This window comes from Sphaerisporangium sp. NPDC088356, from assembly GCF_040685555.1.
Taxonomy (GTDB): domain Bacteria; phylum Actinomycetota; class Actinomycetes; order Streptosporangiales; family Streptosporangiaceae; genus Sphaerisporangium.
Genome location: NZ_JBFBIK010000078.1, coordinates 12,653 through 34,241, shown reverse-complemented (window position 1 = coordinate 34,241; position 21,589 = coordinate 12,653). Strand labels below are relative to the sequence as shown.

Annotated in this window: 18 protein-coding genes, 1 pseudogene and 1 riboswitch; of the genes and pseudogenes, 6 read left to right on the top strand and 13 right to left on the bottom strand. The window is 71.3% G+C overall.

Annotated features, from left to right (window positions below; genetic code table 11):
• Positions 1-402 (top strand): annotated as a pseudogene (locus AB0O34_RS25210) (hypothetical protein); the annotation flags it as partial.
• 121 nt (positions 403-523) lie between these two features.
• Here AB0O34_RS25210 and AB0O34_RS25205 read toward each other — a convergent pair.
• Positions 524-2,011, bottom strand: coding sequence for an NADH-ubiquinone oxidoreductase-F iron-sulfur binding region domain-containing protein (locus tag AB0O34_RS25205; RefSeq protein WP_363919266.1), 1,488 nt, complete (start codon positions 2,009-2,011; stop codon positions 524-526).
• Positions 2,008-2,646, bottom strand: a complete 639-nt coding sequence (locus tag AB0O34_RS25200) for a hypothetical protein (protein WP_363919264.1) — start codon at positions 2,644-2,646, stop codon at positions 2,008-2,010. The genes AB0O34_RS25205 and AB0O34_RS25200 overlap by 4 nt, the downstream gene beginning before the upstream one ends.
• A 397-nt stretch (positions 2,647-3,043) precedes the next feature.
• On the opposite strand from AB0O34_RS25200, the gene AB0O34_RS25195 reads away from it, so the two are divergent.
• Positions 3,044-3,823 carry a GNAT family N-acetyltransferase gene (locus tag AB0O34_RS25195; RefSeq protein WP_363919262.1) on the top strand — a complete coding sequence of 260 codons (780 nt, stop codon included), beginning with the start codon at positions 3,044-3,046 and terminating at the stop codon, positions 3,821-3,823.
• Here the strand turns inward: AB0O34_RS25195 and AB0O34_RS25190 are convergent.
• From AB0O34_RS25190 to glgA, 5 genes are all read right to left on the bottom strand, one after another.
• Complete coding sequence (locus AB0O34_RS25190) at positions 3,808-4,455, bottom strand: response regulator transcription factor (RefSeq protein ID WP_363919260.1); 648 nt, start codon at positions 4,453-4,455, stop codon at positions 3,808-3,810. The two genes, AB0O34_RS25195 and AB0O34_RS25190, sit on opposite strands and share 16 nt — an antisense overlap.
• Entirely contained in the window at positions 4,446-5,693 is a 1,248-nt protein-coding gene (locus tag AB0O34_RS25185; protein WP_363919258.1) for a sensor domain-containing protein, read from the bottom strand. Before AB0O34_RS25185 ends, AB0O34_RS25190 begins: the two co-directional genes overlap by 10 nt.
• A gap of 417 nt (positions 5,694-6,110) precedes the next feature.
• Positions 6,111-6,803, bottom strand: coding sequence for a peptidoglycan editing factor PgeF (gene pgeF / locus AB0O34_RS25180; protein WP_363919268.1), 693 nt, complete (start codon positions 6,801-6,803; stop codon positions 6,111-6,113).
• Positions 6,804-6,954: 151 nt separating this feature from the next.
• A complete protein-coding gene (locus tag AB0O34_RS25175) occupies positions 6,955-7,653 on the bottom strand; it encodes a DUF4232 domain-containing protein (RefSeq protein WP_363919256.1) in 699 nt (232 codons plus the stop codon).
• A complete protein-coding gene (glgA, locus tag AB0O34_RS25170) occupies positions 7,650-8,858 on the bottom strand; it encodes a glycogen synthase (RefSeq protein ID WP_363919254.1) in 1,209 nt (402 codons plus the stop codon). Before glgA ends, AB0O34_RS25175 begins: the two co-directional genes overlap by 4 nt.
• Before the next feature lie 67 nt (positions 8,859-8,925).
• On the opposite strand from glgA, the gene glgC reads away from it, so the two are divergent.
• From glgC to AB0O34_RS25155, 3 genes are all read left to right on the top strand, one after another.
• Positions 8,926-10,161 carry a glucose-1-phosphate adenylyltransferase gene (glgC, locus tag AB0O34_RS25165; RefSeq protein WP_363919252.1) on the top strand — a complete coding sequence of 412 codons (1,236 nt, stop codon included), beginning with the start codon at positions 8,926-8,928 and terminating at the stop codon, positions 10,159-10,161.
• Between the two features lie 149 nt (positions 10,162-10,310).
• Positions 10,311-10,577 carry a DUF5709 domain-containing protein gene (locus tag AB0O34_RS25160; RefSeq protein ID WP_363919250.1) on the top strand — a complete coding sequence of 89 codons (267 nt, stop codon included), beginning with the start codon at positions 10,311-10,313 and terminating at the stop codon, positions 10,575-10,577.
• Positions 10,578-10,717: 140 nt separating this feature from the next.
• Positions 10,718-12,238 carry a pentapeptide repeat-containing protein gene (locus AB0O34_RS25155; protein ID WP_363919248.1) on the top strand — a complete coding sequence of 507 codons (1,521 nt, stop codon included), beginning with the start codon at positions 10,718-10,720 and terminating at the stop codon, positions 12,236-12,238.
• On the opposite strand, the gene AB0O34_RS25150 is transcribed toward AB0O34_RS25155, so the two are convergent.
• From AB0O34_RS25150 to AB0O34_RS25135, 4 genes are all read right to left on the bottom strand, one after another.
• Positions 12,239-13,360 (bottom strand): mechanosensitive ion channel domain-containing protein, encoded by a 1,122-nt coding sequence (locus AB0O34_RS25150; protein ID WP_363919246.1) that lies wholly within the window; start codon positions 13,358-13,360, stop codon positions 12,239-12,241.
• 62 nt (positions 13,361-13,422) lie between these two features.
• On the bottom strand, positions 13,423-14,418 hold the full coding sequence (locus AB0O34_RS25145; protein WP_363919244.1) for a ribonucleotide-diphosphate reductase subunit beta: 996 nt from the start codon (positions 14,416-14,418) through the stop codon (positions 13,423-13,425).
• Entirely contained in the window at positions 14,418-16,661 is a 2,244-nt protein-coding gene (locus AB0O34_RS25140; protein WP_363919242.1) for a ribonucleoside-diphosphate reductase subunit alpha, read from the bottom strand. Before AB0O34_RS25140 ends, AB0O34_RS25145 begins: the two co-directional genes overlap by 1 nt.
• A 113-nt stretch (positions 16,662-16,774) precedes the next feature.
• Positions 16,775-16,975, bottom strand: a riboswitch (cobalamin riboswitch).
• A 112-nt stretch (positions 16,976-17,087) separates the two neighbouring features.
• Complete coding sequence (locus AB0O34_RS25135) at positions 17,088-18,050, bottom strand: tripartite tricarboxylate transporter substrate-binding protein (RefSeq protein WP_363919240.1); 963 nt, start codon at positions 18,048-18,050, stop codon at positions 17,088-17,090.
• A 134-nt stretch (positions 18,051-18,184) separates the two neighbouring features.
• Between AB0O34_RS25135 and AB0O34_RS25130 the strand changes: the two genes are divergently transcribed.
• The gene (locus AB0O34_RS25130; protein ID WP_363919238.1) at positions 18,185-20,560 is read left to right on the top strand and encodes an SNF2-related protein; all 2,376 of its coding nucleotides are present in this window, start codon (positions 18,185-18,187) and stop codon (positions 20,558-20,560) included.
• 444 nt (positions 20,561-21,004) lie between these two features.
• Here the strand turns inward: AB0O34_RS25130 and AB0O34_RS25125 are convergent, their stop codons facing one another.
• Positions 21,005-21,286 carry a hypothetical protein gene (locus AB0O34_RS25125; RefSeq protein WP_363919236.1) on the bottom strand — a complete coding sequence of 94 codons (282 nt, stop codon included), beginning with the start codon at positions 21,284-21,286 and terminating at the stop codon, positions 21,005-21,007.
• A 16-nt stretch (positions 21,287-21,302) separates the two neighbouring features.
• The gene (locus AB0O34_RS25120) at positions 21,303-21,587 is read right to left on the bottom strand and encodes a hypothetical protein (protein ID WP_363919233.1); all 285 of its coding nucleotides are present in this window, start codon (positions 21,585-21,587) and stop codon (positions 21,303-21,305) included.
• Between the last annotated feature and the right edge of the window lie 2 nt (positions 21,588-21,589).

Genomic DNA, 21,589 nt, shown 5'->3' with positions numbered 1-21,589 from the left:
ACCGGCACGGCCACGGCCCAGCTGTGGCCGCGCGGTGCACCCGCGACGATCGTGGCGGCGCCCAGCGGCTCCGCCAAGGCCGACGTCAGAGATGGCACCAGCCCCGACACGGGGGTCAGCGGCTCGGTGGGCATGGTGGCCAAGGGCTGGGGCACCGAGGTGGCCTTCCAGCTGGCCGGGGTGCGGGGGCCCGAGCGCTGCAGCCTGGTCGCCGTCTCCCGGTCCGGGGACACCGACATCGTGTCCGGCTGGCGGATTCCGCCCGGCCAGGGGTACGGCGTGGCGGGGCACCCCGACCCGTTGCGGTTGACGGGCGGCACGGCCCTCACCAAGGCCGAGATCGACCATTTCGAGGTACGCAGGGAGGACGGGGTGCGCCTGCTGGCGATCCCCGTCGCCTGACCGGGGGCATCCAAGAACGGGGACGGCGAGGACACGGGCCAGGCAACGGCGCCTGGCCCTCGGCATGCGCGTGCCACGGGCGGGGGTCCGGGGTCGTGCGACGGGGTCATCCTTCCATGTCCTACCGCCTGCTCTCGGTGGGCGCCGGGGTGAGCCGGAGGGCGAGCGCGGGGCACATCTCGATCGCCCTGCGCGTGTCGCCTTCCAGCCTGCCGGGTACGGACGCGGTGCTGACCACCGGGTAGCCGTGCTGGTCGAGCCTGATCAGCTCGGGGATGACCAGCGAGCACAGGCCGTGGCCCTCGCACCGTGACCAGTCGAGGATCAGCTGCGCCTCCGCCGCCCGGGACGAGGGCTCGGCCGGCAGCGGCAGCACGCCGCGCACCGGGACGCCGCAGGTGCCGTACGCCGCGTGCGTCATGATGTCCTCGGCGAAGACGTCGATGGCGGACAGCACGAACCGCGCGGTGCCGTCGGGGTGGCCGCAGGCGCCGCGCCCCTTCATGGTCGCGGCGGCGCGCTGCACCGCCTCGATGTGCCCGGTGCCGTCGGCCAGCGCGCCGAACGCCTGCGCCAGGTCGGGCAGGCCCATGTAGCACGGCCCGCACTGCCCGGCGCTCTGGCCCGCCATGTACCTGGCGACCCGCGCGGTCTCGCCGAGCGGGCAGGTGTCCCAGCCGAGCGGCACCACGATGCCGGCGCCGAGCGTCCCGCCCAGGGCCTCGAACCCGGCACGGGACACCTCCGCCCGCTCGACGGCCTCGGGCGACATCCACTTGCCGTGGTAGCCGCCGAGCAGGACTCCCTGGCCGACCGTGGCGTCGCACAGGTCGAGCACCTCGCGGAGCCTGACCCCGGTGGGGGTCTCCACGACCGCCGGACGGCGTGCGGAGCCGCTGACGCTCAGCAGCACCGTTCCCGGCTCGGAGGGGATGCCCACCGACGAGTACATGTCGACGCCCAGCATCGCCATCAGGGCGAGCTGCGCGTAGGTCTCGGCGTTGGACAGCATGGTGGGCATCCCGCCCACGCCGCTGTCGCTGGAGCGGATCTTGCGGCCGGGCGGGATGGGCCGCTCGCCGTTGATGCCGCGTACCAGCGCCCCGCCCTCACCGGAGATGAAGCGGTCGGGCATGCGGACCACCCGGACGGTGTCCGTCATGCCCCGCTCGTGTATGGCGTTGAGAAGCGAGCGCTCCCCGGGACCGCCGTGGGCGACGCCCACGACGATCTCCACGGCGGACAGCGCCCGGGCCACCAGGTCGGCGCCGTCCAGGATCAGGTGCGGGGCCCGGGTGAGCAGCACCTTGTCCTTGTGCGCCGCGGGCTCCCCCTCGGTGGCGTTGACCACCACCGTGATGGGCGCTCCCCGGCGGCCCGCCGAGTCGATCACGGCTCTGAGCTTGCGGGCGAACGGGAAGCCCGCGCCGCCGCGGCCGCGCAGGTCACCCAGCTCGGCCAGCGCGATCAGGTCGTCGATCGGCAGCCGGGGCATGTGACCGTGCACCCGCCTGTGGGTGTCGTAGTCGAGCCTCGGCGAGCTGTCGAGGCCGGCGGTCAGGCGGCCTGGCCCGATCCGGTACACGTCCTGGACTCCGTACGTGGTCATCGCCGTACCTCCTTTCTCAACGTCACCCAGAACTCCTCGTCGAACACGTCGTCCACGCGGATCTGCTCGGCCTTGCGGCCGATGTTCGCGGGACGGGCGACGACGGGGCCGTCCTTCGGTCCGACGGTCACGACCAGCCGTATGAGCAGGGCGAGCGCCACCGCGGCGAGGGAGGCGACGTAGCACATGGTGACCCAGCCGGCCGCGGACCGTCCCGCCGTGAGCCCGTGCACGATGGCGACGGGCCAGGAGACGTAGGCCATGACATGGAGCACCCGCCACAGCCAGGGCCATTTGACGCCCACGAACCGTCCGCGGAAGGCGCCCGTGGCCGCCACCAGCAACATCAGATCGGAGGCGACGGTGCCGAGGCCGATCGCGAAACCGGCTCCGCCGAACGGCAAGAACGCGGAAGCGGGGGCCACGCGCCCTCTCACTATCTGCAGGATCACGTGCGTGATCAGGGATCCGACCGCCACTACGGCGAACGCCCTGTGCAGGCCCTGCATGAACACGCGGTGCCGTACCGCGAGGATCAAGCGATCGGTGGCGGCCAGTCCGACCACCACCGTCCCAGTCAGTCCAAGGAGAGTGAACACCCCCGCGTAGAAGATGAGGAACTGCTGTACTGCCACGAGGACCGATGCTCCGAGGAGAGCGGTCCCCGCCAGAAGCGACGTGGACGTGAACAGTCCGACCACGATTGGGGCCCGTGATCGAGTCCGTTGCGGAGCTCGTCGATGTCGCGTTTGATTCATCCCGTCCTCCGCCAGATAACGCGGTACCGGCATAAACCGGACAACGTGCCGCTGGGTGCCTACCGGGATCTATCGGGACATTTGCGCGCGCGATCACACTAGCGCCTCTGCAGCCCCCCTGGTACCAGAACGTTACAGAAATTCGGCGCGCTTGAATTTTGCACTATCCGGAGTAAATACCTCCTGGACAGACCGGACAAACGATGCCAAACCCCCATTAACCACCCGAAAATAAGTGGTCTGGCCTGGGGGATCCGCTCTAACGTTTGACGACGTGGAGACTCTCAGCCGTCGTACGGTCACCGATTCCGCCGGCCACCCGGTGCTCAGCTACGTCGAGGGCACCCGCGCCGGGCGTCCGTACGCCGACCTCGCTCAGGTGCTCGGGCCGGGCGCGGTGGAGGTCGTCCTCCGCGAGATGCCGGGCTGGGTCGTCTCCGGCGACGAGGATCTCGGCCGGCGCCTGCTGGCCGCCGGCGGGCGGCGCCTGCGGCACGCCCACGTCTACTCCCGCGACCTTCGCGCCGACCCCGCCCCGCCGGGATGGGCGGAGACGGGCTACGGCGTGGTCGCCTGTGACGCCGTCCCGGCCGAGGAGGTCTTCCCCGCCTGGCGGAGCGCCTACCCTCCCGAGCATCCGGACCACAACGTGGGCGGCGACGCCGCCGCGCTGGAACGCGATCTCGCTCCCATGCTCGCCGGCGAGTCCTACGGCCCGCTGCTCCCCTGCGGCGGCCTGCTCCTGCGGGACGACCAGGTGGCGGCCGGCGTCTTCGTCGGCGTGCTCGACGGCCATCCCCCCTTCGGCGGCCCCTGGGTCTTCGACGTCTTCCGCGCCCCCGGCCAGCGGTTCGCCGGGCTCGGCGCCGTCATGCTCCGCCGTGCCCTGGCCCTCGCCACCCTGCACGGCCTGCCCGCGCTGGGCCTCGCCGTGAGCGACGGCAACCCCGCGCGGCGCGTCTACGAACGCCTCGGGTTCCGCCACATGTTCTCGTCGATCACCGTGATCATCCCGGGTGATCCGGTGACCGCCGGCCCTCAGGAGCGGAGATAGGCGAGGACGGCGAGCACCCTGCGGTGCTGGTCGCCGTCGTCGGCGTACAGGCCGAGCTTGTTGAAGATGCTTCTGACGTGCTTCTCCACCGCGCCGTCGGTGATGACGAGCTGGCGGCCGACGGCGGGGTTGGACTTCCCCTCGGCCATCAGCCCGAGCACCTCGCGCTCCCTCGGGGTCAGCGAGCCCAGAGGGTCGTCCCTGCGACGCCGGACCATCAGCTGCGCCACCACCTGCGGGTCGAAGACGGTGCCTCCTGAGGCCACCCGGCGAAGCCCGTCGAGGAACTCCTCCACGTCGGCGACCCGGTCCTTCAGCAGGTAGCCGACCGCCCCCCGGGCGTCGGCGAGCAGGTCGTCGGCGTAGGAGACCTCGACGTACTGCGAGAGGATCATCACCGGGGAGCCCGGCACCTGGCGCCTGGCCTCGACGGCGGCACGAAGGCCCTCATCGGTGAAGCTCGGCGGCATGCGGACGTCCACGACGGAGATGTCGGGACGGTGGGCGGCGACGGACTTCACCAGAGCGTCGCCGTCGCCCACCGCGGCCACCACCTCGCAGCCGAACTCCTCCAGCAACCTGACCAGGCCTGATCGGATGAGAACGGCGTCATCGGCCACGACTACCCGCACGGAACCTCCGCAATGATCAATGTCGGCCCGCCTGCCGGGGACTGCACGATCAGCTCGCCGTCCACCGCGCGCAGCCGATCGGCCAGACCGGCGAGGCCGTGGCCCTTGGCGACGTGTGCGCCGCCGACCCCATCATCGCCGATGCTGAGCAGCAGCGTGTCACCCACGCGGCTGAGCGACAGCGTGCACAGCTCGGCCCTGCTGTGCTTGGAGATGTTGGTCAGCGTCTCGGCGGCCACGTAGTAGATGGAGTTCTCGACGACGGCGGTGTACCTCTCGGACGTCTGCACGTCCAGCTCGACCGGGATGATGCAGCGGCCGGCGAGCGCGGCGAGCGCGGGGACGAGACCTCGGTCGCTCAGGATCGGCGGCGCGATGCCGCGTGACAGGGCCCGCAGCTCGTCGAGCGTCTCGCGGGTCGCCGTGATCGCCTCCGACAGCGTCGCGTGAGCCCCCTGCGGGTCCTTCTGGAGCTGGCGCTGGGCACGGGAGAGCTCCATCGCGAGGTACACAAGGCGCTGCTGCGGCCCGTCGTGGATGTCCCGCTCCAGCCTGCGCAGGGCGCTGGCCTCGGCCGACACCGCGGCGGCCCGTCCCTCGGTGAGGTCGTCGATGCGCTCGTGCAGCTCGGCGACCCCGGTGAGCAGGGCCCTGCCGAGCCCGGCCTGGAGCAGGGCGCCGCCCCGGACGATGCCCGGAAGGGTGATGGCGAAGACCGCGCCGATGACCAGGTAGAACGCGCTGTCGGTGAGGTAGCCCCTGCCGAACCCGAGCAGCTCGGGCAGCTGGGTGTTGCCGGGGATGTTGGAGATGATCCAGCCGTACAGGGGGTACAGCAGGCCCGCCACGGTCACCGCCCACCAGGTCACGGTCACCACGAACGTCACGATCGCGATCGGGAAGACCACGACGCCGTGCAGCAGGTCGAGCCAGGACTGGCCGTTGGCCAGCGGCTGGATCAGCCTGCGCGCCCAACCGGCCGTCTCCGGGGGCTTCTTGTACCGAGGACGGGCCACCGGGCGGCCGAGGATCTCGGGGAGCCAGCGCCGCTCCACGTCGGCGAAACCCCGTGCGATCAACATGGTCACGGCCAGGATGGGAAGCCCGATCCAGACCACCACGGTGCCGAGCCCCGCGGCGAATCCGGCGACCAGCAGGGTGAAGCTCAAGATGGCGAGGGGCAGGCCGAGCAAGGTGTAACGGGTGTCGGCGCCAAGGTGCTTGAGGAGGGATCTCATGCCGACCAAATTACGAGCGCCACCGGGGCCCGTTCGAGCCCGTGCGCCGGTCTCACCGGGGTAGTGCCAGCCCTACCCGAAACAGTCATGTGATCTCCCGTGAAGAAACCCGTATGCGTCACTGCGCCGGCATGGCCGCCGGCGCGAACCTCGAGCCATCGGATTTTCCCCTGATTTGCCGTCGAGCTTCCCCCTGACGATACGAGGTGCGCCGTGCCGGCACTGCTCGACAGACCCCCGATCACCACTCCCCAGGCCCAGGTGACGGGCGGAGGCGTCACCCGCCACGCCTCCGCCCCCGCACGCCATCGGCCGCCGGGGCGCGACCTTTTCATCGACCTGCTCCGCCTTTTCGGCATCGCCGTGGTGCTGGAGCACTGGAGCATCCCGGTCCTTTCCTCGGATCGGGCGCCGGGCTCAGTGATCGGCCGCGAGCCAGACGTAGCCCGCGAACCGGCCGGTCAGCCGCTCCCTGCGATGGGAGTAGAGGCCGGCCGTCTCCATCGTGCAGCGGTCGTCGTGCCGCACTTCGGTCACGCCGGCCCGCGCGAGCTGGGCCGCGATGCCCGCCCGCAGGTCGAGCGCGGGCGTGCCCTCGCGGCTCACCGACCACGCCTCCGGCAGCGCCTGGCACATCTCCCGGCGCAGCTCGTCCGGCACCTCGTAGCACTTGCCGCACGCCAGCGGGCCGACCAGCGCGATCAGGCCGGCGGCCCCGTGCGAGCGCATCGCCTCCACCAGCGCGGTCACCACGCCCGCCGCCGTGCCGACCCGGCCCGAGTGGGCGCCGCCGACCAGGCCCGCGACCGGGTCGGCGAGCAGGACGGGCGCGCAGTCGGCGGCGAGCACGGCGAGCCCGAGGCCCGGCCGGTCGGTGAAGACGCCGTCCAGCGCGGGGGGATCGTCCCCGAATGGCCCGGCCACGTAGCTCACGTCGCGGCCGTGGACCTGCCGCATGAACACGACGCCGCCGGGGTCGAGGCCGAAGTCCTTCGCGGTGCGCGCGCGGTTCTCGGCGACGGCCGAGGGATCGTCGCCGACCGACCCGCCGAGGTTGCGCGTGCCGTACGGCCCGGCGCTCACCCCTCCGTGGCGGTCGGTGAACGCCATCCTGACCCGGTCGATCGCAAGCACGCCGACAGTTTACCCAGCGCGCTCCCCTTGATCAGCGCCGGCTTCCGGCCCCCGGCCCTGCCGGCGGCGGGTCGGAGGTGCGTTCCGCCGCCATCCGCTCCGAGCCGGCCCGCACTCCGGCGGCGGGTCAGAGGTGCGTCCCCGCCGCCATCGGGGAGACGTCGATGCGGCCGTCGTCGCAGGGGGCGGCATTGAAGGGGATCTCCAGGTGGGCGTCTACCTCGTCGGGCGGCAGGATGATCAGCCGCGCCGACTCCGGGCACCTGGTCTCGCGCCCGGTGGGCACCACGGTCCAGTGCATCTTGGCGTAGGCCCCGGCTCCCGGGCGTAGGGTGATCCGGCGCAGCGGGGTCCCGTCCCTGCGCGTCCTGGTGCGCAGTACGTCGCCCCTGCCGTCGATCATGATGAGCCCGACGTAGCCGTACACCCAGCAGGTCTTGGCGGACGTGTTGGTGAGCACCAGGGGCGCGTACCGCTGGCCCGCGCCGGGGCCGACGGCGCCGACGCGCGCGGCCAGCGATCCGGTGTGGCACCGCCTTGCGGCGGCCGAGCCCGCAGCGGAACCGGCCGAGCCCACGGACGAACCGGCCGATTCCGCGGAGGAGCCGGCGGCCCGCACTCCCCGCGAGGCGACGGCGGAGCCCGTGGTCGCCGCTCCGGTGACGGACGCGGCCGTACGGGCGGGCGCCGCGGGCTCCTGCCCGGAGGTCGCGGAGGTCGCGGAGGACACGGAGGACGCTGGACCGCAGGCAGCCGACACGGTCACCACTCCCGCCACCACGGCCGACACGAGGGCGAGCCGTCTGGCGTCGTTGGATGGCTTCATACCGTGTTAGACGTACCTCGCGCGGCTTTTGTTCGGAGGCTCTCGTAGAGCGCCTGGGTGCGGGCGGCGATGGCGGGCCACGAGAAGTGCTCGACGGCCCGCTGCCGGCCGGCCTTGCCCATCGAGGCTGCCAGCTCGGGGTCCGACAGCACGGCGTTGACCCGCTGGGCGATGGCGTCCGCGAACGCCTCCCGATCGCGTGGCTCGCCGTCCGTCCCCTGGTCGATCGGCACGAGCAGGCCGGTCGAGCCGTCGGCGACGACCTCGGGGATGCCGCCGGTCGCGGTGGCCACTACGGCGGTCTCGCAGGCCATGGCCTCCAGGTTCACGATGCCCATCGGCTCGTACACCGACGGGCACACGAACACGGTGGCGTGGGTGAGGATCTGGATGACCTCGGTCCTCGGCAGCATCTGGGAGATCCAGATCACCCCGGCCCTGCTCTCGCGCAGCTCCTCGACCAGCCCGGCGACCTCGGCGGCGATCTCGGGGGTGTCGGGCGCGCCCGCGCAGAGCACGAGCTGGGCGTCCGGGGCGAAGGACCGCGCCGCGCGGAGCAGGTGGACCAGCCCCTTCTGCCGGGTGATGCGCCCGACGAAGACCACGTACGGCCTGGCGGGGTCGATGCCGTGCGCGAGCAGGACCTCGGTGCCCCGGTCCGGCGCGTACTCGCCCGTGTCGATGCCGTTGTGAATCACGGTCACGCGGTCGGGCGCGATCTCGGGGTAGCAGGTGAGCACGTCGCGCCGCATGCCCTCGGACACCGCGATCACCGCGTCCGCGCCGAGCAGGGCGGTGCGCTCGGCCCAGGACGACAGGGTGTAGCCGCCGCCGAGCTGCTCGGCCTTCCACGGGCGCAGGGGCTCCAGGCTGTGGGTGGTGACCACGTGCGGCGTGCCGTACAGCATCTTGGCGACGTGCCCCGCGAAGTTGGCGTACCAGGTGTGGCTGTGCACCACGTCGGCCCCCTCGCAGGCCGACGCCATCTCCAGGTCGACGCCGAGCACCTGCAGAGCCGGGTTCGCGGTCTCCAGGCCGCCGGGGACGCGGTAGGCGTCCACCCCGCCCTCGTCGCGCCGGGCGCCGAAGCACCGGACCCGCACATCGGCCAGGCTCCGCAACTCCCTGGCGAGGTACTCGACATGGACCCCGGCTCCGCCGTACACCTCGGGCGGGTATTCACGGCTCAGTAGATCGACGCGCATGGGTAAACCTTAGCGTTTGTCGGTGTTTCGGCAGGTTTAGCAGGGTAAAGCCGGGTAACGTCCTCTCATGACGACGCCCAGAATCCTCGCTATCGTGCTGGCCGGTGGCGAGGGAAAGCGGCTGATGCCGCTCACAGCCGACCGTGCCAAGCCGGCGGTGCCTTTCGGAGGAATCTACCGCCTGGTCGACTTCGTTTTGTCGAACCTGACCAACGGCGGCTACCTCAAGATCGTCGTCCTGACCCAGTACAAGAGCCACAGCCTCGACCGGCACGTCACCCGCACCTGGCGGATGTCGACCATGCTCGGCAACTATGTGACGCCGGTTCCGGCGCAGCAGCGGCTCGGCCCGCGCTGGTTCGCCGGGTCGGCCGACGCCCTCTTCCAGAACCTCAACCTCATCTACGACGAGCTGCCCGAGCACTGCATCGTCTTCGGCGCCGACCACATCTACCGCATGGACCCCCAGCAGATGGTCCAGCAGCACATCGACTCGGGGGCCGAGGTCACCGTCGCGGCGATCCGCCAGCCCCTGTCGCTGGCCGACCAGTTCGGCGTGATCGAGACCGACCCCGCCGGGCGCAGGATCGTGGCCTTCCGGGAGAAGCCCACCGACGCCATCGGCCTGCCGGACGCCCCCGACCAGGTCTACGCCTCGATGGGCAACTACATCTTCAAGACCCAGGCGATGATCGACGCGCTCAGGGAGGACGCGCTCGACCCCAGCAGCAAGCACGATCTGGGCGGCAACATCATCCCGATGTTCGTGAAGTCGGGCGGCGCCGAGGTGTACGACTTCGCCGACAACGTCGTCCCCGGCTCCACCGGGCGCGACCGTGGCTACTGGCGCGACGTCGGTACCCTCGACGCGTACTACGACGCGCACATGGACCTCGTGTCGGTGCACCCGGTGTTCAACCTGTACAACGACCGCTGGCCGATCTACACCGGCCACGACCCGCTGCCGCCCGCCAAGTTCGTGCACAACGACGGCGACCGCGTGGGGTACGCCGTCGACTCGCTCGTCTCGCCCGGCGTGATCGTCTCGGGGGGCGTCGCCTCGCGGTCCATCCTGTCGCCCGGCGTGGTGCTGCACTCCCACTCCCAGGTCGAGGACTCGGTCCTCATGGGGTCCGTCAAGGTCGGCAGGGGCGCCATCGTCCGGCGGGCGATCATCGACAAGAACGTGGTCATCCCCGACGGCGCCCGGATCGGGCTCGACCTGGAGTACGACCGCTCCCGGTTCGCCGTGACCAGGGAAGGCGTGGTCGTGATCGGCAAGAACGAGGTCATCGAGAGGTAACGTCCCGAGCTCGGGGGCCGCCTCTGAGATCTAGTGTTCGGCAAGCGATTTCACGACCGCCCGTGGGCAAGATATTGCCAGATAGGGGTAGGGCATCAGGTATGACCGAAACCACGCGTGGACCCGATGACATGGGCGATGACGAGCAGTTGACCGAGATTGAGGAATGGACCGATAACCTGCCCATCGGCCACGAGATCGCCGAGGACGATCCCGAGGACCGCGACGGCATCTCGCGCCGGGTGTGGCAGGAGGCGCCCGAGCGCGGTCGCGTGCCCCGCGAGGAACACCGGTTCGTCGCTCCGGACGAGGGCGCTCACCCCGACGTGGACTCCGAGGAGTATGCCCAGGAGATCGGGCCGGACGACGGCGACCTCTCCGCCGAAGAGCGGGCGATGCACATCGAGTCCGACTAGCCCGCCGGACCCTGCCGGGCCCAGGGCCGGCAAGCCCGCGCTTGATCCGCCCTGCCCGGCCGAGGCCGTCCTTCTCGCGCTAAGGTCCCGATGTGCGAAGATCACGGCCATTCTGGCGGTTGACCCCGGCGGAACGACAAGTGTGGGACGCCTATCCCTCGGGCGCGTGGGTCGACCTGCGCACCGGTGACGACAGGCTCGACGACCCGGCGGAGGCCGTGCGCTGGGGGCGGGAGCGCACCGTCCGCGCGGGCCTCATCACCGCGCTCATGCTCGGAGCGCACCCCGCGGGGCCCGGGCAGGTGGCGGGGCTCCGGCTCGCCGGGGCCCGCGTCGTCGGCGACATCAACCTCTCGGACGCGACGATCCCCACGAAGCTCCACATGCTGAGCTGCCACCTGTCCGGCGTCGTGTCCCTCACCGACGCGACCGTCAAGGGCATCCGGTTCCGCGGCTGCGACATGCAGCGCGTCCGGGCCGCCCGCTGCACGATCGACGGGCTCCTGGAGCTGAACTCGTGCACGGTCCACGCGGGAGTGCGGCTCGACAACGCCCGCATCACCGGCCAGTTACGCCTCAGCCGCTCCCGGCTGTCCGCGCCCGACGGGCCCCGCTCCACCTCCGAGAGCTTCAAGGAGGACAGGAGCAGGCCGCTCAGCGAGACCGAGAAGCGCGAGCGGGGGTGGGACCAGAACCACTGGGCGCTGTGGGCCGGAGGCCTGACCGTCGACGGCGGCGCCTTCTGCCGCGACCTGCGGACCGTCGGCGGGCTCAGGCTGATCGGCGCCCATTTCAACAGCGGCCTCTACCTCCAGCGGGCGGTGATCCAGAGCACCGGCCCCCAGGCCGTGAACGCCGACCACATGCAGGCGACGAGCGTGGAGTTCAGCGCCGGGTTCACCGCCGACGGCACCGTACGGCTGCGCGGCGCGCGGGTGACCGGAGTGCTCTCCTTCGACCAGGCCGTGCTGAGCGCCCCCGACCGCTGCCTGCATCTCAGTCACATGCAGGCCGACGAGCTCATCCTGCGCCCGGCGTCCGCGCGGGGGGAGGTCAACCTCGGCTACTCGCGGATCGGGGTCCTGCTCGACCATCCCACCGCCTACCCCGGGCACGTGCGCCTGAACGGCCTCACCTTCGAGTCGCTGCGCGGCGACACCTCGTTCGCGGACCGCCTGGCGTGGGTGGGCCGTGACCCGGAGGGCTACCGGCCGCAGCCCTACGAGCACCTCGCCGCGTGGTACCGCAGGATCGGCCACGACCAGGACGCGCGCGCCGTCCTGCTCGCCAAGCAGCGGGCCCGGCGCTCCACGATGCGCGTCCCTGGACGGCTCGCCGGATACCTGCTCGACCTGGTCGTCGGGTACGGGCACCGCCCCTGGCTCGCCGGGGTGTGGTTCGGCCTCCTGCTCGCCGTCGGGACGGCGGTCTTCGCCACCCATCCCCCCGCCCAGGTGGGGCTGGACGAGCGGCGGATCTTCCACCCCTTCCCCTACACGCTCGACCTGCTGGTCCCGGTGAGCGTCTTCGAGCAGCGGGGCGCCTGGGAGCCGGTGGGCTGGACGCAGTGGCTGGCGAACATCCTCATCGCGTCGGGCTGGATCCTCGCCACGGCGCTCATCGCGGGCGGCACCCGCGTGCTTCGGCCGCAGAGCAACTGACTATCCCGCCACCCGGCCGGAGGGAAGATCACCGATCCGGTCGGACGGGAGGTCGCCCACCCGGCCGTTCGGCAGGTCGCCCACCCGGCCGGAGGGAAGGTCGTCCACCCGGAACCGGGGCAGCGCCTGGGGGTGGTTCTCCCGGATGTAGGTGACCAGGTGCTCGCGGATGTCGCACTTCAGGTCCCACACGCTCGGCGCGTCCGAGGCGCTCATCAGCGCCCGCAGCTCCACCAGGCCGTTCGGCTGGACGTCGGTCACCTGGAGGGTCCAGTCCTTCTGGTCCCACAGCGGGTGCTCGCGCAGGCGCCGGTACAGCTCCGTCCTGAGCTCCTCGATGGGCACCGACCAGTCGACGCGGAGCATCACGTGCCCGATGACGCGGCTCCCGTGCCGCGTCCAGTTCTCGAACGGGGTGGTGGTGAAGTGCGAGACCGGCAGGATCAGCCGCCGCTCGTCCCAGAGCCGCAGGACGACGTACGTCAGGGTCAGCTCCTCGATGCGCCCCCACTCACCGTCGACCACCACCACGTCGTCCAGCCTGATGGCGTCGCTGAAGACGAGCTGCAGGCCGGCGATGAGGTTGCTCAGCGTGGACTGGGCGGCGACGCCCGCCACCACGCCGGCGATGCCCGCCGAGGCCAGCAACCCGGCGCCGAGCGCCCGCACGGCCGGGAAACTGAACAGCATCGCCCCCGCGGCCACGACGATCATGACGGCGGCGGCCACCCGCCGCACGAGGGTGATCTGCGTGCGGATGCGGCGCGCCTTGCGGTTGCCGTCGCCCTCGATCGTGCCGAGCCGGGCGAGCACGACGTCCGTCACCGCGTACGCGGCCTGTATCACCAGCCAGGCCACGCACGCGATCAGCAGCACGGTGATGGCCTGCTCCACCGCGTAGGAGGCGGCCTTGCCGGTCATGCCGGGCGCGAACACGGTGTTGAACGCGACCAGGCCGGCCGTCGCGAACCCCGGCCAGGTGCAGCGCTCGACGATCGGGCCCGCCAGCGAGAATCGGCCGTTGACCCGGCGGGATCTCAGCAGCCGCCTGAGCAGCTCCACCGCGACGATCGCCGCCAGCACGGCGACCACCAGGACTAACCAGTTGACTGCTGATGCCACGGACGACGCCTCCTTCGTCGTCTTTACTACCGTGTGACGCTGAATGGGGGAAATCAGGGTGTTCAGAAGGCCTCGTCCAGGCTCACGCTGCCCTCCACCGCCACCTGGTACGCCGAGACCCTGCGCTCGAAGAAGTTCGCCAGCTCCTGCACGTCCTGGAGTTCCATGAAGGCGAACGGGTTGGCCGTGCCGTACCGGATGGGCATCCCGAGCCGCGCCAGGCGCCGGTCGGCGACGTACTCCAGGTACTCCCGCATCTGGTCGGCGCTCATGCCGGCCAGGCCGTCACCGCACAGGTCGCGGGCGAACGCCAGTTCGGCGGCCACCGCCTCCTCGACCATCGTGGTCACCAGCGCGCCCAGCTTGTCGTCGAACAGCTCCGGCTCCTCCGCGCGCACGGTGTCCACGACCGAGAAGGCGAACTCCATGTGCATGGACTCGTCGCGGAACACCCAGTTCGTCCCCGTGGCCAGCCCGCCCAGCAGTCCGCGCGAGCGCAGCCAGTACACGTAGGCGAAGGCGCCGTAGAAGAACAGGCCCTCGATGCAGGCGGCGAAGCAGATCAGGTTGAGCAGGAACGCCCTGCGGTCGTCCCGGTCCTCCAGCCGGCTGAGGCCGTTGATCGAGTCGATCCACCGGAAGCAGAACTCCGCCTTGTCCCTGATCGACGGGATGTGCTCGACCGCCGCGAACGCCTTGGCCCGCTCGTCGTGGTCGGGAAGGTAGGTGTCCAGCAGGGTGAGGTAGAACTGGACGTGCACGGCCTCCTCGAAGAGCTGCCGCGAGAGGTACAGCCGCGCCTCGGGTGCGTTGACGTGCTGATACAGGTTGAGCACAAGGTTGTTGGCCACAATGGAGTCGCCGGTCGCGAAGAACGCCACCAGGCGGTTGATCAGGTGCCGCTCCTCCGGGCTCATCTTCGCCAGGTCGGCCAGATCCGACTGGAGATCCACCTCCTCGACCGTCCAGGTGTTGCGGATCGCGGCCCGGTACCGCTCATAGAACTCCGGGTACCGCATCGGCCGCAACGTCAGGTCCATTCCGGGGTCGAGCAGCATCACTGGCAGGCCTCACAGATCTCGGGGTTCTCAAGGGAACACGCGACGGCGTCGGGGTCGGCCACGAGCACCGGAACGGGCGCCGCGCCGGACGGGGACGGCGGGGATACCACCCTGGACTCGGCCGCCACGGTGGTCTGCGCGATGCGCGTCGCCGGGCGCGAGCGCAGGTAGTAGGTGGTCTTCAGCCCCGATCGCCAGGCATAGGCGTACATCGACGACAGCTTGCCGATGGTCGGGGTGGCCATGAAGAGGTTGAGCGACTGCGACTGGTCGATGTACGGCTGGCGCGCGGCGGCCAGGTCGATCAGCGCCTTCTGCGGCAGCTCCCACGCGGTGCGGTACAGGGCTTTCAGGTCCTCGGGGACCGAGGCGATCTCGCCCACGGACCCGTCGGCGCGCTTGACCGCGTCCCTGATCTCCGGCGTCCACAGCCCGCGCTCCTGGAGGTCTCGTACCAGGTAGCGGTTGACCTGCAGGAACTCGCCCGAGAGCGTCTCGCGCTTGAACACGTTGGACACCTGCGGCTCGACGCACTCGTAGCATCCGGCGATCGAGGCGATGGTCGCGGTGGGGGCGACGGCCAGCAGCAGCGAGTTGCGCAGGCCGGTGACCGCGATGCGCTCCCGCAGCTCCGCCCACTCGGCGGGGTGCACGGGGCCGGCCGCCGGGAAGTGGTCGAGGTGCAGCACTCCCCCGGCCGCGCGCGTGTCGGCGTACGACGGATGGGCCCCGTGCGCCTCGGCGAGGCTCGCGGACTCCCAGTACGCGGCGAGCGCCATCTCCTCGGCGATCCGCGTGGACAGCGCGAGCGCCTCCGGCGAGTCGAAGGGGAGCCGCAGCGAGAAGAAGACGTCGGCGAGGCCCATCACGCCGAGGCCGATCGGCCGCCAGCGCCTGTTCGCGGCCCCGGCCTCGGGCGTCGGGTAGTACCCGCGGTCGATGGACCGGTCGAGGAAGCGGACCGCCGTCGCCACCGTGGAGCGGAGCCGCGCCCAGTCGAGGTCGCCGTCCACGAGGTGCGCGGCGAGGTTGACCGAGCCGAGGTTGCACACGGCGGTCTCGGCGTCGCTGGTCACCTCCAGGATCTCGGTGCAGAGGTTGGACAGGTGGATGACGTTCTCCGGCCTGGCCGTCTGGTTGGAGGCGCGGTTGGCGGCGTCCTTGAACGTCATCCAGCCGTTCCCCGTCTGCGCGAGGGTGCGCATCATGCGGCCGTACAGGGTCCTCGCCGGCAACTGGCGGACGTACCGCCCGGCGGCCTCGGCCTCCCGGTACCTGGCGTCGAACTCCTCGCCCCACAGGTCCACCAGCTCGGGGACGTCCTTGGGGTCGAACAGCGACCACACGCCGTCGTCCTCGACCCGGCGCATGAACTCGTCGGGGATCCAGTTCGCCAGGTTGAGGTTGTGGGCGCGGCGGGCGTCCTCGCCGGTGTTGTCGCGCAGCTCCAGGAACTCCTCGACGTCGGCGTGCCACGGTTCGAGGTAGACGCAGGCCGCGCCCTTGCGCCGCCCGCCCTGGTTCACGGCCGCGACGCTGGAGTCGAGCGTGCGCAGCCACGGCACGATGCCGTTGGACAGGCCGTTGGTCCCCCTGATCAGCGAGCCGCGTGACCGCACCCGGGTCCAGGAGACCCCGATGCCTCCGGCGTACTTCGACAGCCTGGCGATCTGCCCGTACCGCTCGTAGATGGCCTCCAGCTCGTCGCGGGGCGAGTCGAGCAGGAAGCACGACGACAGCTGCGGGCGCCGCGACCCGGAGTTGAACAGCGTCGGTGAGCTGGGCAGGTACGACAGCGTCGAGATCAGCCGGTAGAGCTCGGCGACCTCGGCCACCGTGTCCGCGAGCCCGCAGGCCACGCGCAGGAAGAAGTGCTGCGGCGCTTCGAGCACGCCCCGGGTGACGGGGTGGCGCAGCAGGTAGCGGTCGTAGACCGTGCGCAGCCCGAAGTACTCGAACCGGGCATCTCCCTCGGGGTCGACCAGGTCGTCCAGCAGGGCCGCGTTGGCCCGCACGAACTCGGCCAGCCCGTCCTGGATCAGCCCCGCGTGGTGCGTGGCGGCGATCGACTCCGAGAACGTCCGTACCCCGTGCGCCGCCGCCTCCTCCGCGATGTCCTCGGCCAGCAGCCCGGCGGCGACCCGGGAGTTGGCGGGGTCGGTGACGACCCGGGCGGCGGCCTCCTCGATGGCCAGGCGCCTCTCCCCGGCCTGGTACGGCAATTCGCGTGTCAGGGTCACGTGCTCTCCTCGTAGCGCTCGGTAGCCCGTGAAGAGGGCACGCGTCGGAGCACGACCGGCGGGCCTTGCCGAGCGGGCACGCCGGATACCCCGTCCGCTGCCCTCCCTCGAGGCCTGGACGACATGTCACCGGCAGGTCTTCGGACTCGCGGGCGTCTTCTCACGCCTAGTGGCCGTCGCTTCCCAGGCCGCGTGCGGCCCAGTGCTGATGTGACGGCGGTCGTTCCCGCTCACCGCTGCGGGGCAGCCCCGGAATCACACCGGGTTCCCTCTTACCTCGCCCCGACGAGCGAACCAGCAACGATCAGGATCCTACATGTAGTGGACGCTGCCGCAACAACCCCTACAGGTTGTGTCAGGGGCCATCATGTGGAACCCCTTGAGCCCCTACCACACGCGCGGGGCGAGCTCGCCGGGGCCTGGTTATCACACGCGCAGGCCGAGGTCGCCGAGCGCGCGGCTCAGCCGGGCGGACTCCACGCGCAGCCACTGCCGGAATTCCTCGCCCTCCAGGTACAACGGGGTCCAGCCGTTCCGCGCGCACAGTTCCCTCCAGCGCGCCGAGTCCGCGACGTCGTGGCACAGGCGGATGAGGGCGGCCCGGTCGTCGTCGGCCAGGTCGCCCACGCCGAGGAGGCCGCGCCAGTTGGCGCAGGACAGGTGCACGTCGCACTCCAGCAGCGTCGGGGCGTCGAATCCCTGGATGCGGTCGGGCGAGGAGACCGCGAGCACGTGGAGCTCTCCGGCCCGTACGCGCTCCCGCACCCCGGCCTGACTGCCGAGCGCGGCGGCCACCTGGCCGCCCGTGAGCGCGGTGACCGCCTCGGCGCTGGTCGGGTAGGCCACATACCGCAGCAGGCGTGCGTCCAGGCCGAGGCTCTGGGCGAGCATGCCGAACAGCACGTGGTCCATCCCGCCCTCGGCCCTGCCCGCCACCGCCAGCCTGGCCGGGTCGCGCCGCATGGCGTCGGCGAACGCGCCGAACGACCCGAGGCGCGAGGACACCGGGACGACCAGCACCTCCCACTCACCGCAGAGCCTGGCCAGCGGCGTGGTGCTCGCGAAGGCGCCCGCGGGCCGGACGGTGCGCACGGTGCCGACCAGCCCGGGCTCGGCCATGAGGATCTCGTCGGCGCCGCGCGCGCGGGCGAACTCCGTCAGCGCGACGTGCGGCGGGCGGTTGACCACCCGCACCTGGCCGGCCAGGGCGGCCCGCTCGGCCGCGCCCGCGAGGGTCCGCGCGACCCGGTCCGACTCGCCGCCGTACGGCCCTGGGACGACCATCGAGAGCCACGTCGAGGAGAGCGTGCGCGAACCGGTGGTGCTCCCGCATCCGGCGGCCAGCGCGACGAGCCCGGCGCCGAGCGCGAGCACCTCCCGACGACGCATGACTCATGCCCTTTCCCCCGATATATGACTAAATGCCCAGTTCAAGGCATTTCCACACGAGGTGCGTCGGGCGGTGCGCCCGGTCGTGTAATCATGTGACCCGGACGGCGGTGGCGGAGGGCGAGGATTTGGACGTGGGCGAGCAGGAGGGGACGGCACCCACGGGCAAGGAGGTCAGGGCTCTCCTGCGGGAGTCCGAACGCCTTCTCGCCGCGGCGCGCACACTGCTCGCCGACCACGCGCGCGTCCGCGCCGACGTACAGCGGGCGCTGTCGTCGCTGCGGGCCGGCCTCGCGCGAGACGAGCTGGGCTCCATCCCCGTGGCCCGGCTGAAGGACGTCACCGACGGGCGGCTGCGCCTCGGGGCCCTCGAACAGGCCGGTTACACGACGGTCCAGAGCGTCCTGGACGCCACGCCGTACGCGCTGCAACTGGTTCCCGGGATCGGCGCCCGCACCGCGGCCCAGGTGCGCGCCGCCGCCGGGCAGATCGCCCGCGCGGCCGAGGAGACCGTCGCGATCCGCGTCGACGTCGAGAGGCAGGACCCCGGCACCACGGCCCTGCTCGTCGCGCTGAACCGCCTGGTGACCGCCGGCCCCGACCTCCCGCGTGCCCGCGACGCCGCCACGGGGACCGTCGAGAGGCTGACGCCGCTGATGCCCGCCGCCCGGCCCGCGCAGGGCTGGCTGCGGATGGCGCTCACCGGCCGGCAGGGCCGTGAACAGGCGCGGGACGCCGTCGCGCGGATCGGCGCCCTGCTCGCGCAGGCCGGCTCCGAGGGCACGCGACTGCTGCTCGCCCAAGCCGCCGTCGACCTGCTCCGCCCGCCCGTGAGCGCCGTCGAGGCGTGGATCGACTTCGAGATCCGCGCCCCCGAGTACTACAACCTGCTCGCCGAGATCGCGGCGCTCGAACCCGACCGTGTCGCGTCCGAGGGCTTCCTGCCGAACGAGGTGTCCGCGCGGGTCAACGCGCAGGCGCTCGACGACACCCACCGCAGGGTCTCGCTGCGCGGCTACCAGGCGTTCGGCGCGCGCTTCGCCCTCGCCCAGCGGCGGGTGATCCTCGGCGACGAGATGGGCCTGGGGAAGACCATCCAGGCCATCGCCGCGCTCGCCCACCTGAAGGCGGAGGGCCGTACGCACTTCCTGGTCGCCTGCCCGGCCAGCGTGCTGATCAACTGGACCCGCGAGATCGAGAGCCGCAGCACCCTCACGGCCTACAGGGTCCACGGCCCCGAGCGTGCCGCCGCGCTCTCGGAGTGGACCCGGCGCGGCGACGTGGCCGTGACCACGATCGACGGGCTGCACCGGCTGGAGGTCCCCGGCGACGTGGCGCTCGGGATGCTCGTCGTCGACGAGGCGCACTACGTGAAGAACCCCGCCGCCCGCCGGTCCCAGGCCGTCGCCGGGTGGTGTGAGCGTACCGATCGGGTGCTCTTTCTCACCGGCACCCCGATGGAGAACCGCGTCGAGGAGTTCCGCAGCCTGGTCGGGCACCTGCGGCCCGAACTGGTCCCCGAAATCCGCGGAAGCGACGCGGCGGCCGGCCCGCAGGCGTTCCGCAGGGCCGTCGCCCCCGTCTACCTGCGCCGCAACCAGCAGGACGTACTCACAGAGCTGCCCGACCTGGTCCACGTGGACGAGTGGGAGGAGCTCAGCACGGCCGACACCGACGCCTACCGTAAGGCCGTGGCCGCGGGGAACTTCATGGCCATGCGCCGCGCCGCCTACGCCGACCCCGAGAAGTCGGCCAAGCTCGAACGCCTGCGCGAGATCGTCGGCGAGGCCGAGGGCAACGGCCTGAAGGTCGTGGTCTTCTCCTACTTCCGCGACGTACTGGCCGCCGTACACGACACCCTGACCGGCACGACCGCCCCTGACAGCCAGGCTGTCACGACCCACCGCACCGGCGACGCCACGAACACCCGCGCCGCGAACACCCGTACTCAAGGTGGCGTGAACAGCCGTGCTGACGACGCCGTGAACACCCGTGCTCGCGGTGGCATGAACAGCCGTGCTGACCGTGCCGTGAACGGCCGTGTCCATGGGCCCATCTCCGGAAGCCTCACGGCCACCCGCCGCCAGGAGATGGTCGACGAGTTCACCTCCGCCGAGGGGCACGCGGTGCTGCTCAGCCAGATCCAGGCCGGCGGCGTCGGCCTCAACCTGCAGGCCGCGTCGATCGTGATCATCTGCGAGCCGCAGGTCAAACCGACCATGGAGAGCCAGGCCGTCGCCCGGGCCCACCGCATGGGTCAGGTACGCAAGGTCCAGGTGCACCGCCTCCTGGCGGCCGACAGCGTCGACGAGCGCATGCTGGAGATCCTGCGCACCAAGAGCGGGCTCTTCGACGCCTACGCCCGGCGCAGCGACCTCGCCGAGTCGACCCCCGACGCGGTCGACGTCTCCGAGCAGTCACTGGCCCGCGAGATCGTCGAAGCCGAACAACAACGCCTATCCCTGCTCCCTGACAGCTCCTCACCCCCTCCCGCTCGCGATGGCTTCTGAGGCCCGGCCGGGCGCGGATCCCCCGTTCGGGGGACGCGGTTCCCGTCCCGGGGGAAGGTGCCGGTTCGGCCACGGCGCGACCGTGGGATGTGCGGATCTCTGTCTGAGGCGTGGTGAGCGTTCGCGCCACGGGAGATCACGCCGCCGCCGGCCTTGATCGTCGGCTGGAGGGATGAGACGTACGGCGACCGCTCAGCAGCAAGCGCCTATGGGACCCGGGTTGTGCATGCCATCGGCCAGCTGGACGCCGTGGGAGTCCCGGTCCGGCACAGCGTTCCCTATCCCGGTCAGCATCCCTGTGCACAGCAATATGGTCAGCAGGGCATGGGGTAAGCGATTGCGCATCGTGTCTCCTGAGATGTGTTGATTCCCTGTGATCGACTCGCTGTTGAGGACAAAAGTTCGCGGACATCCGGTGACGTAGGCAAGGCGACTCGCCAGGTCTCAGCTGAGGTGGCGGCAGATCTCGGCCTGCTCTTCGAGGGCACGCCGCTCGTCATGACGGTCTCCGCTCTCCCTGGCCGCCTCCAGGGCATCCCGGATGCGCGCCGACGCCTCGTCCAGCTCCCCCAGCAACCGGGCCGACCGGGCGAGCGCGACGAGCGCCTCGGAAAGCTCGGTGCCCTGCGCGCCGCCGAACCACGCCAGCGACCGTTCGAGGTGAGTGCGGGCAGCCGGGATGTCCCCGTGGGCGAGGTACGTCTCGCCCAGACGCCTGAGCACCATCGCCTGGTGTAACAGGTCACCGGTCTCGCGCGCCTGTGGCGTGAACGCGATGGGGGTACAGCAGGCGCAGGGCCGCGGAGGTGGTGGCGATATAGAGACCCAGCACGCGACGGAGCGCGGCGACCCGGCGTTCCTCAGGGTCGGTGTCCTCCGCCCGTCCCTTCGCGTACAGCCTGATCAGGTCGTGCATGGTGTAGCGGTCCGGGGTCAGGCTGTCCACCAGGCGCACGTCGAACAGTCTCTCGATCGCCTGCTGGTCGCGCAGCCACGGGCGCAGCCTGGTGATCACCTCGGCGTGCATCC

Bases quoted from the DNA above. Each gene is read 5' to 3' on its own strand.
- glgC (WP_363919252.1), top strand. From the start codon at position 8,926: ATGACGACGCCCAGAATCCTCGCTATCGTGCTGGCCGGTGGCGAGGGA.
- AB0O34_RS25185 (WP_363919258.1), bottom strand. From the start codon at position 5,693: ATGAGATCCCTCCTCAAGCACCTTGGCGCCGACACCCGTTACACCTTG.
- AB0O34_RS25125 (WP_363919236.1), bottom strand. From the start codon at position 21,286: ATGGTGCTCAGGCGTCTGGGCGAGACGTACCTCGCCCACGGGGACATC.
- AB0O34_RS25120 (WP_363919233.1), bottom strand. From the start codon at position 21,587: ATGCACGCCGAGGTGATCACCAGGCTGCGCCCGTGGCTGCGCGACCAG.
- AB0O34_RS25145 (WP_363919244.1), bottom strand. From the start codon at position 14,418: ATGCTGCTCGACCCCGGAATGGACCTGACGTTGCGGCCGATGCGGTAC.
- glgA (WP_363919254.1), bottom strand. From the start codon at position 8,858: ATGCGCGTCGATCTACTGAGCCGTGAATACCCGCCCGAGGTGTACGGC.
- pgeF (WP_363919268.1), bottom strand. From the start codon at position 6,803: ATGGCGTTCACCGACCGCCACGGAGGGGTGAGCGCCGGGCCGTACGGC.
- AB0O34_RS25135 (WP_363919240.1), bottom strand. From the start codon at position 18,050: ATGCGTCGTCGGGAGGTGCTCGCGCTCGGCGCCGGGCTCGTCGCGCTG.
- AB0O34_RS25175 (WP_363919256.1), bottom strand. From the start codon at position 7,653: ATGAAGCCATCCAACGACGCCAGACGGCTCGCCCTCGTGTCGGCCGTG.
- AB0O34_RS25205 (WP_363919266.1), bottom strand. From the start codon at position 2,011: ATGACCACGTACGGAGTCCAGGACGTGTACCGGATCGGGCCAGGCCGC.